This is a genomic window from Mesorhizobium sp. M7A.F.Ca.US.005.03.1.1 (assembly GCF_003997975.1).
Lineage (GTDB): Bacteria > Pseudomonadota > Alphaproteobacteria > Rhizobiales > Rhizobiaceae > Mesorhizobium > Mesorhizobium ciceri.
The window spans coordinates 27,630-41,109 of record NZ_RZRO01000022.1 but is presented as its reverse complement, the minus strand read 5'-3'; the positions used below and the strand labels follow the sequence as shown (position 1 = coordinate 41,109).

Here is a 13,480-nt window from a genome sequence, read left to right as displayed (position 1 = left end):
ATGTCCAATCCGAGTGGGCGCAGATCGCCAAACGAAACCGGTGGTGAAGCAGTATCGATATTGCGAAAGTTTGTTCGTGCGAATGTGGCTGTTTCCGAGTTCCTGGACAGAGCTCTGCCGCGACGCCTTCGCATCGACGGCAACCGGACCTTTGCGACGGAGATAGCACCTCCCTTACTTACCTCAAATGCACGGGTTTACGACCTTGGCGGGGGTGCCAGGCCGTTCGTCAGTCTTTCGGAGAAGCGGCGCCTGAGGCTTTTTGTCGTTGGGCTCGACCTCGACGCGGAAGAGTTGTCGAAAGCGCCGCGCGGAATATACGACGAGGAGATTGAAGCGGACCTTACCTCGTTTAGGGGGAGGGGCGATGCTGACGTCGTCATTTGCCAGGCAACGCTCGAACACGTCCGTGATGGCGAGGGTGCCTTGCGCGGCATTGCCAGTTGCGTGAAGCCGGGAGGCGTGGTTGCCATTTTCTCGCCCTCGCGCAACGCCGTTTTTGCCAGATTGAATCGGGTCCTGCCGGAGGGGATGAAACGACGGCTGCTTTTTGCGATCTATCCTGAAAAGGGCATGGGTCATGACGGGTTTCCGGCCTTCTACGACAAGTGCTTGCCCAGTGACGTCGAGACAATCGCAAAACGGAACGACCTGGAACTTGTCGAGCGCCGTCTGTTCTGGAAAAGCTCCTACTTCTATTTTTTCGTGCCGGCCTTTCTTGCCTGGCGCATCTGGTTAGGCGTTTCGGCCCTGCTTCTCCGCAAGGATGCCGCTGAAACCTACGCCTATGTCTTTCGGCGAAAACAGTGAGTTCCCGCGGCTCATGAAAAGGAAGCTCGCGCTGATCGCCATTCCGCTCGACAGAAGAGGCGGTGCCGAAACCATCTTGAAACTTGTTGCGCGCGCACTCGCGAGACGACCCGACTGGGACGTCGAAATCGGCTTCTTGGGTGGCCAGGCGGCGGGCGAGGCCGCTGGATCACACCAGAAGGGAATTCGGTGCAGCTACGGCTTTGGCGGCGGTAAGGCCATGAGCGAGTTTTTGCTCGCTCCGCGGCTGATCCGGCATCGGTACGATTTGGTGTTCTCGAGCCACGCACGGGTAAACTCGTTTCTGGCTGCCGCGCGAAGCGTGGGACTTCTCCGCAGCCATAGGCTGGTCGCCCGCGAGTCCACGGTGCTTCTGGACCGCTTCAAGGGTCTTCGCGCGCTCGCTTACAAGGCGCTCTACGCTGCCTATGGCAGCCAGGACATGATAGTCGCGCAAACGAGCTATATGAATGAACGCCTGCGTGACGTATTGCCCCGCCGAGCAATCGCCAAGCTGCGTACTTTGCCCAACCCGGTCGATGAAGATCTCATCGTCAAAATGTCCATGGAGGCATTGCCCGGGCACGACGCCGAGATACTTTCCCGCCGTCCGCAGATAGTCTGGTGCGGTCGGCTGATTGATGTGAAGCGTCCGACGATCGCGGTTGATGTGCTGGCCGAGGTCAGACGAAGGACCGGCGAGGATTATGAGCTGACCATGGTTGGCTCTGGACCCATGGAAGCGGAGTTGAGAGCCCGCGCTGGCGAGCTTGAGCTGGCCTCGCGACTAAATCTGCTCGGCCAGAGAGACAACCCGTTTCCACTGTTTCGCGCAGCGCGTGTCGGCATGCTCACGTCGGCGACGGAGGGATTTCCCAACGTCCTTCTGGAAATGATGGCTTGCCGGATTCCTGGCATCGTCACCACCCCCTGTGCGGGAGATCTGGACATGCTGTCGGGCCTGGAGATTTCAGCCGGCTTTGGCGCGTCGGAAGTTGCGGAAGCACTGCTGAAGGTCATCCAAGGCGGCGATCGGTCGGCCTTGTACGGAAAGACCTTGTCGGAAAGATCGCCGGATCGGTTTGCGGATATGCTGTTGAGAGCGCCGTCGTCATATCCGGGTGGGCAGAGATGACGCCCGTTGCTCGCGACAAGATAATCGTCTCGATAAACACATCCTGGAATGTCGTCAATTTCCGCAAGGGATTGATCGAGGCGCTGCGGAGCCGTGGCTATGAGGTGGTCGTCGTCGCGCCGAGAGACGCGTATTCTTCGCTGATTGCGGCCATGGGCTGCCGCTATGTCGAACTCGACATGGACAATTCCGGCACGTCACCGTTGCGGGATCTGGTCCTTCTGTGGCGCTACTGGCGTCTCTTGCGGCGCGAGAGACCGCTGGCGTTTGTCGGCTTCACGATCAAGCCCAACGTGTTCGGCTCCATCGCGGCCAATCTGAACGGCATTCCCGTCATCAACAACATTTCGGGATTGGGGACGGCGTTCGTCCGCGGTGGTCTGCTGCTCAGGATTGCCAAGGTCTTGTACCGGGTGGCGTTGGCCCGTTCCAAAATGGTTTTCTTCCAGAACGACGATGACCGGATGCTGTTCGTCGATGAACGCCTGGTTCGCAAGGATCGAACCGCGCTCTTGCCTGGCTCCGGCATCGACCTCGTGCGTTTTGCCCCGTCGTCCGAAGCGCGCACCGGGTCTGGCGCCATCGTCTTTCTTCTCGTGGCCCGGCTTCTCTGGGACAAGGGTGTCGGCGAGTTCATCACGGCGGCCCGTCGGGTTTGCCGTGAGGTGCCCGGAGTGCGTTTCCAACTGCTCGGCTTTCTTGATGTCGAAAACCGGACTGCGGTCAGCCGCGAGCACGTGGAAAAATGGGTTGCCGAGGGATTGGTCGAATATCTCGGTTCCACCGACGATGTGCGGCCTTTCATGCGTGCCGCCGATTGTGTCGTGTTGCCCTCCTACAGGGAGGGAACGCCGCGCTCGCTGCTTGAGGCGGCTGCGATGGGCAAGCCGCTGATCGCAACCGACGTGCCAGGATGCAGGGAAGTGGTGGACCACGCCGTCAATGGCTTCCTGTGCAAGGTGAGGGACCCTGATGACCTTGCGAACAAGATGGTCGAGTTTGCGCGGCTGGACGGCTCGTCCAGGGACAGGATGGGGGCCCGGAGCAGAAACAAGGTCGAGCGGCAGTTTTCGGAAACGATCGTCATCGAGAAGTACATGCAGCAGATAGAAAGACTGAGCGCCCTTGCGACGAAATGAGCGGACCGGCCGCACCGGGTCGGATGGAGGATGGTTTTGTCAGTCAGGAGCATAGCGTTGCTTGCCGTCGTGGCTGTTTTGTTTGGTGTTGGCTTTCTGGGCATAATCGTCATGCAGAGGGGCGGCCCGTCCCCCGCGAAGCCGGTAGCCGCGCTCGAGCCGTTTGACGGCAAGCTCGCCATTCCATCGGTCGATGATCTGCGCGTCGGCGGTCGCAAGATCCTGCTGTGCGGGGCGGCGTTTTCCAGGCCTCAGGCTATGCGCCTCCTGGTGACGGAAGCGGCGCGCCGAGACTATCAGGGGCTCGTCCTGGCCTGCAAACCTGTAGGTGCCGGAACACCTTGCGACGGCAAGATCGCTTCCAGGGTTGGCGATACCCTTGTTGTGCAGTGCCTGACGGCTGAGGGGGAAGATTTGGCCACCATACTTACGCAGGGCGGAATTCTCTGCGGCCAGCCGGTTCAGGCCGGCGCAACGTACAAACCTTGCTGAGCGGGATTTTCGGGGCCGCCGCAGCGATGCGATGCGTACCGCTCTTTCCCGGAACTCGACGCATAGTGCTCAATCCGTTCGTTTTGACGATCCGTCAGGGCAAGAGTGGCATAGAGATCGCGTCCGTCCGCAACGGCAAACAGAAGGATGCATATGCGCCTTCCGAGCTTCTTGGGGAAGATCCTGAAGAGGCAGAGGTTCCGCCGAATGGTAACACTGCCTCAGTGAGTATCGAACACGAATGCCGTCTGACGCTTGGCTAGTACAGGCTGTGGGGCTTCTTGCGCATTTAGCGTGCCTAATTTCTCCGCGACTCTGATCGGCCTGTCCTTAGGAACAATGGCGACGGAAAGGAAACCTCAATTTCTGTCTGTTAATAATAAACGTGCGCTGGCCAGCTAAATTGCTCATGCCTTCTCACTAAAGTACTGTGCTCGGACAGACACGCATCAGCTTAAATCGCCTCGCGCGCGCGAAACAGGTTGGAATTGTGGCCAAAAACTGGTACGCGCTAATGAACTGCCTTGGACTGGGTGCGCCGGAAGCGGTGCAGCAAGAGGGGATCGAAGACTGATGAACCTTGTGGTTAAAACTGCGCTTGCCGTATTTGTCGTGTCAATCGGGTTTGGTTCAGCTTCATCGTTTGCCCAGGATGCTTCGTGCAGCTGCGCGACACCCTATCAAGGTTCGGCAAGCCCGATCGGATCCATTCATTCCGCCATCGGTGATGTGATGGTGTCGCAAACAACGGGCTATGGCGCTGCCAAGGTCGGAAGCGCGCTCGATTTTGGTAGCCGTGTGGTGGTTGGCGCCAAGGGCGCGGCCTCCGTTCTGGTCGGCGGCTGCAGTCTGGAGGTTTCGGCCAATTCGAGCCTCGACGTTTCCCGCCTTGGCAACAACATCTGCCTCAAGCTTGTCGGCTCTGAGCAGACTGCTGCTATTCAGCCCTCCGGTGGCGGCGCCGGGTTCGGTCCGCCGGAGGCGATTTTCACGGGCGCGCTTCTGACGTCTGGCGTGCTCGCGGCGACGCAGGACGACGACAACGGCGTCAGCCGCTGACGAAGATTAAGCGGTGTTGGCCGCTGTAGTGAAAGTGCTGGATCGGTCGGCGGCCCGGCTAGTTTACTGGATTCGTTAACCATTTGCTTTATTGCTTGGGGTGGGGTGGGTGTGATTCGTACCAACAGGGCGAGTTGCAGGTTTTGGTGGGGTAAAAATGATGAGTTACCATCGGTTCGGGGCTGCTTTTGCTTTTGTTGCATTCGTCGCAGGGGGTGTCCTGTTGGCCGCGCCCGAGGCTGTAGCTCAGCAAACCTGTTCCTGTCTTGCGTCCGTGCCGGCGTCCGCAGACGCGATAGGTCGGCTTACGCAGGTCCGGGGTGATGTCCAGATGTCCCAGGCCGGCGGCTATGCAGGGGTGGATGCCGAGGCGCCGGTGTATGCGGGCGCTCGCATCATGACCGGGGCGCAGGCGTCTGCTTCGCTGGCTATCGGAGCCAATTGCGCGCTCGATATTCCAGCCAATGCCACCGTCAAGGTCGACCCTATCGAAGGCGGCATGTGCGTTTCGCTTGAGACACCAACTGCGACGATCGTACCCGCCAGCTCAGAACCTGGCATGCTGCCGGTTCTCTTGGGCGGCGCCGCCGTCGGTGGTGCCGCCGCCCTTATTATCGGCCTGCAGGATGACGACGACGCGGTCAGCCGGTAGGCGGGATACGACACCCGTTGTTTTGTGTAAATTTGTCAAATGCGTCATTCGCCTTCATGCGGGTGACGCATTTCTATTTTGTCGAGGCGAAGCTTTGCCTCCTCTCAACCAGAAACGCCAATGATCGACCTGCATTCACATATCCTGCCCGGTCTCGATGACGGTTCTCCTGACTTGGCCATGTCGCTGGAGATGGCACGGCTGGCAGTCGCCGACGGTACAACGCATATGGCATGTACGCCGCATGTGATGCCTGGGGTTTATGAGAACGCCACGCCAAACATTGCCGAGGCTGTTCAGGCGTTGGAACTGGAGCTTCATCGCGCTGCCATACCGCTTACCTTATACATTGGCGCTGATGTTCATCTCGCGCCTGATCTTCCCGATCGATTGAGGCTAGGTACGGTGCCCACTCTGAACGGATCCCGCTATTTCCTGTTCGAGCCGCCACATCACATTCTGCCTCCGCGGCTCGAAGACTTCGCCGCCCGTCTCATAGGCGCCGGCTTCGTGCCGATCCTCACTCATCCAGAACGGTTGACCTGGATCAAGGCGAATTACGACGTCATCGAGAGGTTGAATACGCTAGGCTGCCTTATTCAGCTCACGGCTGATTCTGTGACGGGGGTCTTTGGACGTACGGCGCTGTACTACTCGGAGAAGCTGCTGGATGAGGGCAGGGTGGATATTGTCGCCTCCGATACGCACGGCGCCAGCCGCCGGCGGCCAGGGCTTTCGCAGGCGGTTGTCGCCATCGCGAACCGGTGTGGGGAAGATGAGGCTTACAACATGGCAGTGAAACGCCCGGACGCGATATTGCAGGATCGGCCGCTCGTGCCCATCGGAAAGCAAAGCGCGAGAAAGTCGGGCGGCAGCAGTGCGGGGCGGTTTGGCGGATTGGGCCGGTTGTTCAAGAGCGGGGCTCTTTGATGGGCATTTTCGATCTTGCAAGAAGTCGTGCGGGCACCGTGCCCGCCTTACTCGCATCGCTAGCGATATCTGCTTGCGCAAGCACGTCGTCGACATCGACGTCCACCACCAGTTCTGTCGATGCGCTGCAGCCGACGGCGTCTTCATCGGCGCTCTCTGGCGGTGGTACGCTGCAGGTGGTCAAGGATCTTCCGCCGCCGCAGAATACCCAGAATGGCAGCGAGCAGCCGCTGTCCGCCAACGATGTGCTCGAGGTCAGTGTGTTTCAGGTCGATAATTTGAACAGAACAGTTCAGGTCGACGCAGGCGGGCAGATTTCGCTTCCGCTGATTGGAACCATGACTGCAGCCGGCAAGACCGTTCGTCAGCTCGAGAAGGAAATCGAGACTGCCTACGGTGAAAAGTACTTGCAGTCGCCTGACGTGACGATTTTCGTCAAGGAGTCGATTGGCCAGCGCATCACGGTCGATGGTGAGGTCAACAAGGCCGGCATTTATCCGGTGTCCAGCAGCGCTTCCTTGCTCGACGCGATCGCCCTTGCCGGAGGGTTCAATCCGGTCGGTGATGCCGGCAAGGTCTTCGTCTATCGCAATGTCGGCCAAAACAAGCTGGTCGCAAATTACAATGTCGAGGAAATCCGCGCCGGCAAGAACCGCAACCCGCGCATCTATGGCGGCGACGTGGTCGTCGTTTTTGCTTCGAAGTCGAAAATCGCGATGAACAATTTGAAGGATGCGCTGGGCCTCGCCTCCAGCGCTGCCCGCATTGCGGTCATTCCGTAGACACGGACAACCCCAGGATCACCTCGCGCATGCTCGATCGCAACAGGCAGCCCCAACTTGCCGGACCCGGACATGGTCAGGCCCTGTCCGCGGACTCCTATTACGACGTGCCGCAAAACTACGGTCCCTATGGTCGCGACTATGCGGGCCAGGATGAGGGGTTCAACCCGCTCAAGCTGCTTTTATACATCGTCCAGTATCGCTGGCTGATCGTCATGATGGCGGCCGCCGGGCTCGTTGCCGGCGTTATCGTGACGATGATGCAGACACCAAAATACCAGGCGACGACACAGCTCGAAGTTCTGGTGCCTTCGGCGAAAGTGTTTCAGGACATTGAGGTTGTTTCCGAAAACAGCGACGTCCGGGCCTTCCTGACCGCGCGGGAGAAGCTGAAGAGCCGGGCATTGGCTCAGCGCGTGGTGTTCCAGCTTGGGCTTGGCGAAAGGCCGGACTTTCTGTTTCCGACGCCGAGCTTCTCCCCGAGCAATATTGTTTACCGTGCGTTCGGGATGTCCAAATCACCTTCCATTGAGGAGAAAACGCCCGAAGAGCGCGAGGCAATTGCCATCAAGCGCATCCAGGAAGATCTAACGGTCAATCTGGTCACCAATACAAGCCTGTTATCGATCACCTTCGTCGATCAAAAGCCGAAATATGCAAGCGACGTTGCCAATCAGGTCGCGCAGAGTTTTATCGATCAACGTCTCGATCAGACCAGCGAGACCTCCGATCTGGCACGGCAGTTCATCCAGGAGCAGGTTTTGCAGGTGAAGCAAAAGCTGCAGACCTCCGAAAAGGAACTGGTCACCTATGCAAAAGATGCCGGCATCACTGTTACCGGCGACGACAAATCGCTGATCGGCTCGAACATCGAAGCCCTGAACACCGCCCTGGCCACGGCAATCCAGGAGCGTCTTGATGCGGGACGGGTGGTCGATCAGATAGAAAAGGGCCGCGGGTCGAGCCTCGGTCCGGTTCTGGAAAGCGAAGGTCTGCAGAAGCTTAGCGATAAACTGGCGGATCTGACCAGCCAGTATCAGCAGAAATTGGGCATCCTGAAACCCGGTTTTCCGGAAATGCAGCAATTGCAATCGCAGATCAAGGAACTGCAGCGACTCTACAACAACGGCGTGCTGGCGATAACCGATTCGTTGCGGCTGAAATATCAGGAAGCGCAGAACAAGGAAACCGACCTCAAGTCCAAGCTCGCGGAGATGGAGAGGCAGCAGGTTGTCTTCAACGACAAGAATATCAAATACACGATCCTGAAGCGCGAAGTCGACTCCAACCGGTCGCAGTATGACAGCCTTATCGCCAAGCTGAATGAAGTCGGTGTTAGCTCGGAACTCAAGACGCAAAGCGCTGCGATAGTCGATTTCGCTTCGCTGCCCACAGCCCCCTATTCTCCACGTCTGAGCATCAATCTTGCAGTCGCTCTCGCGCTTTTCATGGCCCTGGCTGCATCGATCATCTACATCATCGAGTTGCTGAACAACACTTTCACCAACCCGGAGCAGATCGAGAAAGAGCTGGGACTGACGATGCTCGGCATCCTGCCGCTTGTTGGTGATCGCGAACTCATAGCCAGCATCGCCGATCAAAAATCCGGGCTCTCCGAGGCCTATCGTTCGCTGCGAACATCGCTGCAGTTCTCCGGTGTGGAGGGCGCGCCGCGATCGCTGCTGGTGACCAGTTCGGAACCGTCGGAAGGCAAGTCGACCACGTCGTTCAAGCTTGGCCAGGATTTCGCGGCACTCGGCGCAAGGGTTCTGCTTGTTGACGGCGATCTCCGCAAACCCAACCTGCACCGGCTGTTCGGCCTCGACAATGCGATCGGGTTGAGCAACCTGCTGACAAATACCGTTCGCAAGGACGATCTGCCAGGCATTTTCAGACCGACGAAATACCCCAATGTCACCGTGCTGACGTCCGGAACGATTCCGCCGAATCCGGCCGACCTGCTCTCGTCGCCGAAGATGGCGTTGATCTTGACCAATCTAGGCAAACGCTTCGATCTGGTCATCATTGACGCCCCGCCGGTCGTCGGTCTTTCCGACGCACCAATCCTCAGCCGGCTTGCCGAAGGCACATTGATGGTCGTTTCGACCAATCAGGTCACACGCAAGTCAGCCAAAACGGCACTCAAGCGTCTGCGCTCAGCCGGTGCGAATGTGATCGGAGCGGCGATGTCGAAATTTACAGTCAACAAGTTCGATTACAATTACGCCTATAAATACATGAACTATCAGTACTACGACTATGGCGCGAGTACCCCGAAAATTGAGGGCAAAGTCGATGACGGAGCAGGCCAGCCCGCTCACGCGAAATCTCCGGCGTTCAGGCGTTTGGTTCGTCGCCTCCGTTCTGGTGTTGGCGGTTTCGTCGGTAGGGCTAAGTCGGCTTCTTGAGTCGGAAACGCCGGCCGTCTCGCTTGCGCTCGATCCGTTCAACGTAGATGCCTTGATAGGCGAAATTGCCGGTCGGTTGAGCGAAACAGGCGACGGTGCTGATCTCGATGTCTTGGCAACAAAGGCGAAGGGCGCGCTTCGTTTCAATGTCGCGGATGCCCGGCTCTACAGCCTGATAGGCGAGATTGAGTATCGACAAGGCGAAAAAGATGAGGCTTTCGAACTCTTCGACCAGGCTCGAAAGCTGTCCAAGACTGAAATCCATTCGCTTCAGAGATCGATCGATCGCTCGATCGAGGTGGGCGATCTGTCAAAGGCCGTTGCCGAGATCGACACGTTGCTGCGCCGGTGGCCCGACAGATTTCCAGTCATTGCGGCGGGCTTGCCGGCTATTCTTTCAAACCCGGACGGATACCAGGCTGTCCTGGCAGCCTTGAGGATCGAGGCGCCGTGGAGATCCAGTCTTTTCACCGCCCTTGGTAAGGATCCGCGGGGCCTGCGCGTCGCAAATCAACTGTTGCTGGACCTTGCCGGATCGAGTTCACAACCGACGTCGAAGGAACTGTCTGCCGTAATCAACGGATATATCAGGCAGAAGGAATACGAGGCGGCTTACCGGCTGTTCCTGTTCAGTCTGTCCGATCAGGAGCGGACACTGGCCGGATACATTTTCAACGGCGGCTTTGAACAGATCCTCAGCGGCAAGCCATTCGACTGGCAGGTTCGCGACCGCTCCGGTCTGGAAATTACCTTTGCCGGGGCGCGCGATGTCGGCGAAGGCGATAGCGGAGCGACTGTCCGATTCCTGAATACGCCGGTGAAGAACGCCGCGCTCCAGCAATATGTCGAACTGCCTCCCGGCTCCTACAGGATTTCCCTGATCGCCTCCGCGAGAAACCTGAAGCTGCCCAAGCAGCTGTTCTGGTCCATCAGATGCGCGGATCCGGCGGGCGAAATAGCTCGGTTCGACATTCCGGAAGGCACGTTCAATCGGCGGGAGTTGAGCCTGGATTTCGCGATCGGACCAAGCGCGTGTCCCATGCAATTGTTGCGGCTGGAAACAGCTGCCATCGCTGAGAGTTGGCGATTTCGGTACGTTGGCACGTTGGTCATGCACAAATTGAGCATCGAAAGAGTTTCATCTTGAGAGAGCGGTCAACCCGGTCCACGGAATGGGAAAAATATCTGCTTGGGTCGGTTCTCTTCCTGTCGGTGCTGATTGGCGGCGGCACCGCGAGCGGTCTCTACACCGAAGCGCTGATCGAGGTGGCGGCGATCGTCTCGGCCGCGGCCGTCTTTTCAAGGCCGTCGGAACGCGGCATCCCTCGCTCGGCCCTGTGGTTGCTTGCTCTGGGCCTTGCCGTGTTCTGTTTTCAAATCGTGCCGCTGCCCGCCGCCCTGTTGAGCGGATTGCGGCCTGAGGTTCTACTTGCAAATCCGTGGCTGAGCGGTGAAACCGGGCTGCGTTTCGTCAGTGTCGGCGTGGGACGTACGATCGAGTGTCTGTTGTATTTCGTGGCGATGGCTGCATTCTTTCTGAGCGTCACCCGCTTGCGCCCAGATCAGGTCTACGGCCTTCTGCCCTTCTTTTTCATGGGTGTCATCTGTAACGGACTGGCTGCGGCGATCCAGTATTCGCTCTCCGATACGGTTGCCATACAGGGTTTGTTGCCGTTCACGATCAATGCGGGACTGTTTGCCAACCAGAACCATTTTTCGGCTCTGCTCTTCGTCTCCATTCCCTTCGTTGTCTACTACGGCCTGTTTCGCGGGCACCTTCTGTCCGGGTCGCTCGGCTTGATAACGCTGCTGCTGTTGCTTCTGGCCGCCGGTTCGCGCGCCGGTATTCTGATAGGGCTGGCGATCACCATGGTATCAGTCCTCTTTCTGTCCGCGCGCTCGAGGCTGGGCGGGTATGGAATACCCGCTGTCTTCATCGGGCTTTCGCTCTACACGATCGGGGCGTGGACGAAGATCGATGCGGAAGTGGTTGACCCGGCCTTTGGACGGGCCGAATTTGCCCGCACGACGATCGCGGGAATTGAAGAGAACTGGGCGACGGGCGTCGGCTTTGGGAGTTTTCCGAAGGTCTATCAGATTTACGAAAAGGGAGAGATGATCTTCAAGCCCTACGTCAATCACGCCCACAATGATTATCTAGAATTGGCACTTGAAGGTGGCGCTCCTGTTGTCTTTCTGGTCGCAGCTTACGCGATATTGCTTTTTGCGTTTTCCGTTACGGCACGGCGAGATCCGCTGCAGAAAATGGCGTTTCTCTCAGTATCGTTTCTGCTCGTTCATTCTCTGGTCGATTATCCCTTGCGAACGGCGGCACTGGCGATGACCTTCGCCTATATGAATGGCGTTATCTTTCACAAGGGACTTGCTGAGCGGCTGAGCCAGAGAGGCGAGTCGACCGCCGCCCATGATGACAATCTGCTTGTTCCCGTCAGGCCGGCTTTGGCAAGACGATAGCAATGCGTCGCCTGAATTGGCCATGGATTGGCGCCGGATCGTGACCCAGTCATTTGACGAACGCCGAGATTGACAAGCCAGTGCATGGAACCTAAGCACGGGCGGCTAGGGCCGGGGGGTTCAGGCATGTCAAGGAGAGCTTCTTGAAAGGAATTATCCTTGCTGGAGGCAGTGGAACGCGTCTTTATCCACTAACATTAGCAGTCTCTAAGCAAATTCTGCCGATATACGACAAGCCGATGATCTATTATCCGCTGAGCGTTCTGATGCTCGCGGGTATCCGAGAGATTCTGATCATTTCGACGCCGCGTGACCTGCCGGTTTTTCGCGATCTGCTTGGCGATGGATCGGAGTTCGGGCTCGACCTGTCCTATGCCGAGCAGCCGCAGCCCAACGGGCTGGCGGAAGCGTTCATCATCGGCCGCAATTTTATCGGCAAGGACAACGTGTCGATGATCCTCGGCGACAACATCTATTTCGGCGATGGGCTGTCGCAGCTTTGCCGCGACGCTGCCTCGCGCGAAAAGGGCGCTTCGGTGTTCGCCTATCATGTCGAGGATCCCCAGCGTTATGGCGTGGTTTCCTTCGACAAGGCCACGGGAACGGCGCTGACGATCGAGGAAAAGCCGCAGGTGCCGAAATCCAACTGGGCGGTCACCGGTCTCTACTTCTATGACAACGATGTCGTCGACATCGCCCCTGCCATCCGTCCCTCGGCGCGCGGTGAGCTCGAGATCACGGCGGTCAACAACGTCTACCTCGAGCGCGGCCAGTTGCATGTGCATCGGTTGGGGCGCGGCTATGCCTGGCTCGACACCGGCACCCATGACAGCCTGCATGAGGCCTCGTCCTTCGTGCGCACCATCGAGCACCGCCAGGGCATCAAGGTCGCCTGTCCCGAAGAGATCGCCTTTGAACAGGGTTGGCTGACTGTGGACCAGGTTCTGCGTCGCGCCGATCACCTGGGCAAGAACGAATATGCCGCCTATCTGCGCCGGCGTGTCGTCGACCTGTCGGAGGCCTAGGTGCTGGAAGTCAGGCCCCTTGGCATCGATGGCGTTCTGGAAATCGTTCCGAAGCGACATGGCGACGCGCGCGGCTTCTTCGTCGAAACCTACAATGCCGAGCGCTTTTCGCAGGCCGGCATAGACTTGGCTTTCGTGCAGGACAATCATTCCTATTCCGCCGCGGCGGGCGTCTTGCGAGGGCTTCACTATCAGCTTGCGCCGCGCGCCCAGGACAAGCTGCTGCGCGTCATCCGGGGCAGCATTCTCGATGTCGCGGTCGACATTCGCCGCGGTTCGAAAACCTTCGGAAAATGGGTCGCTCTCGAAGTGTCGGCCGAAAAGGGCAACCAGATTCTGGTGCCGAAAGGCTTCGCGCACGGCTTCGTGACGCTCGTGCCCGACACCGAGGTCCTGTACAAGGTGACCGACACCTATTCGCAGGCGCATGACCGGTCGATCCGTTTCGACGATCCCGCCATCGGCATCGAATGGCCGTCATTGACCGGCGGGTTCCAGCTCTCGGACAAGGACCTGAAGGCGCCGCTGCTGGCTGCCGCCGAGGTGTTCGCCTGATGGGTTATTTGAGGACAG

General features: G+C 58.5%; 13 protein-coding genes. All 13 read left to right on the top strand.

All coding sequences use genetic code 11. The features are described from left to right. A complete protein-coding gene (locus tag EN990_RS12380; RefSeq protein WP_081714306.1) occupies positions 1-810 on the top strand; it encodes a methyltransferase domain-containing protein in 810 nt (269 codons plus the stop codon). Continuing rightward, positions 788-1,945, top strand: a complete 1,158-nt coding sequence (locus tag EN990_RS12375) for a glycosyltransferase (RefSeq protein WP_164753572.1) — start codon at positions 788-790, stop codon at positions 1,943-1,945. Before EN990_RS12380 ends, EN990_RS12375 begins: the two co-directional genes overlap by 23 nt. Beyond that, positions 1,942-3,084, top strand: coding sequence for a glycosyltransferase family 4 protein (locus tag EN990_RS12370; RefSeq protein ID WP_127384807.1), 1,143 nt, complete (start codon positions 1,942-1,944; stop codon positions 3,082-3,084). Before EN990_RS12375 ends, EN990_RS12370 begins: the two co-directional genes overlap by 4 nt. 57 nt (positions 3,085-3,141) lie before the next feature. Beyond that, on the top strand, positions 3,142-3,576 hold the full coding sequence (locus EN990_RS12365) for a hypothetical protein (RefSeq protein WP_127365510.1): 435 nt from the start codon (positions 3,142-3,144) through the stop codon (positions 3,574-3,576). A gap of 573 nt (positions 3,577-4,149) precedes the next feature. Next, the gene (locus EN990_RS12360; protein WP_127365509.1) at positions 4,150-4,635 is read left to right on the top strand and encodes a hypothetical protein; all 486 of its coding nucleotides are present in this window, start codon (positions 4,150-4,152) and stop codon (positions 4,633-4,635) included. Positions 4,636-4,966: 331 nt separating this feature from the next. Further along, complete coding sequence (locus EN990_RS12355) at positions 4,967-5,287, top strand: hypothetical protein (RefSeq protein ID WP_127369837.1); 321 nt, start codon at positions 4,967-4,969, stop codon at positions 5,285-5,287. A gap of 120 nt (positions 5,288-5,407) precedes the next feature. After that, entirely contained in the window at positions 5,408-6,217 is an 810-nt protein-coding gene (locus tag EN990_RS12350; RefSeq protein WP_127369838.1) for a CpsB/CapC family capsule biosynthesis tyrosine phosphatase, read from the top strand. Then, on the top strand, positions 6,217-6,999 hold the full coding sequence (locus EN990_RS12345) for a polysaccharide biosynthesis/export family protein (RefSeq protein ID WP_024503662.1): 783 nt from the start codon (positions 6,217-6,219) through the stop codon (positions 6,997-6,999). Before EN990_RS12350 ends, EN990_RS12345 begins: the two co-directional genes overlap by 1 nt. 29 nt (positions 7,000-7,028) lie before the next feature. Continuing rightward, on the top strand, positions 7,029-9,407 hold the full coding sequence (locus EN990_RS12340; protein ID WP_127369994.1) for a polysaccharide biosynthesis tyrosine autokinase: 2,379 nt from the start codon (positions 7,029-7,031) through the stop codon (positions 9,405-9,407). After that, positions 9,295-10,554, top strand: a complete 1,260-nt coding sequence (locus EN990_RS12335; protein ID WP_127384805.1) for a hypothetical protein — start codon at positions 9,295-9,297, stop codon at positions 10,552-10,554. The genes EN990_RS12340 and EN990_RS12335 overlap by 113 nt, the downstream gene beginning before the upstream one ends. Continuing rightward, a complete protein-coding gene (locus EN990_RS12330; RefSeq protein WP_127388307.1) occupies positions 10,551-11,882 on the top strand; it encodes an O-antigen ligase family protein in 1,332 nt (443 codons plus the stop codon). Before EN990_RS12335 ends, EN990_RS12330 begins: the two co-directional genes overlap by 4 nt. Positions 11,883-12,025: 143 nt before the next feature. Beyond that, positions 12,026-12,907, top strand: coding sequence for a glucose-1-phosphate thymidylyltransferase RfbA (gene rfbA, locus EN990_RS12325; RefSeq protein ID WP_013532727.1), 882 nt, complete (start codon positions 12,026-12,028; stop codon positions 12,905-12,907). Continuing rightward, on the top strand, positions 12,908-13,462 hold the full coding sequence (gene rfbC, locus EN990_RS12320; RefSeq protein WP_024503666.1) for a dTDP-4-dehydrorhamnose 3,5-epimerase: 555 nt from the start codon (positions 12,908-12,910) through the stop codon (positions 13,460-13,462). Positions 13,463-13,480 lie beyond the last annotated feature (18 nt).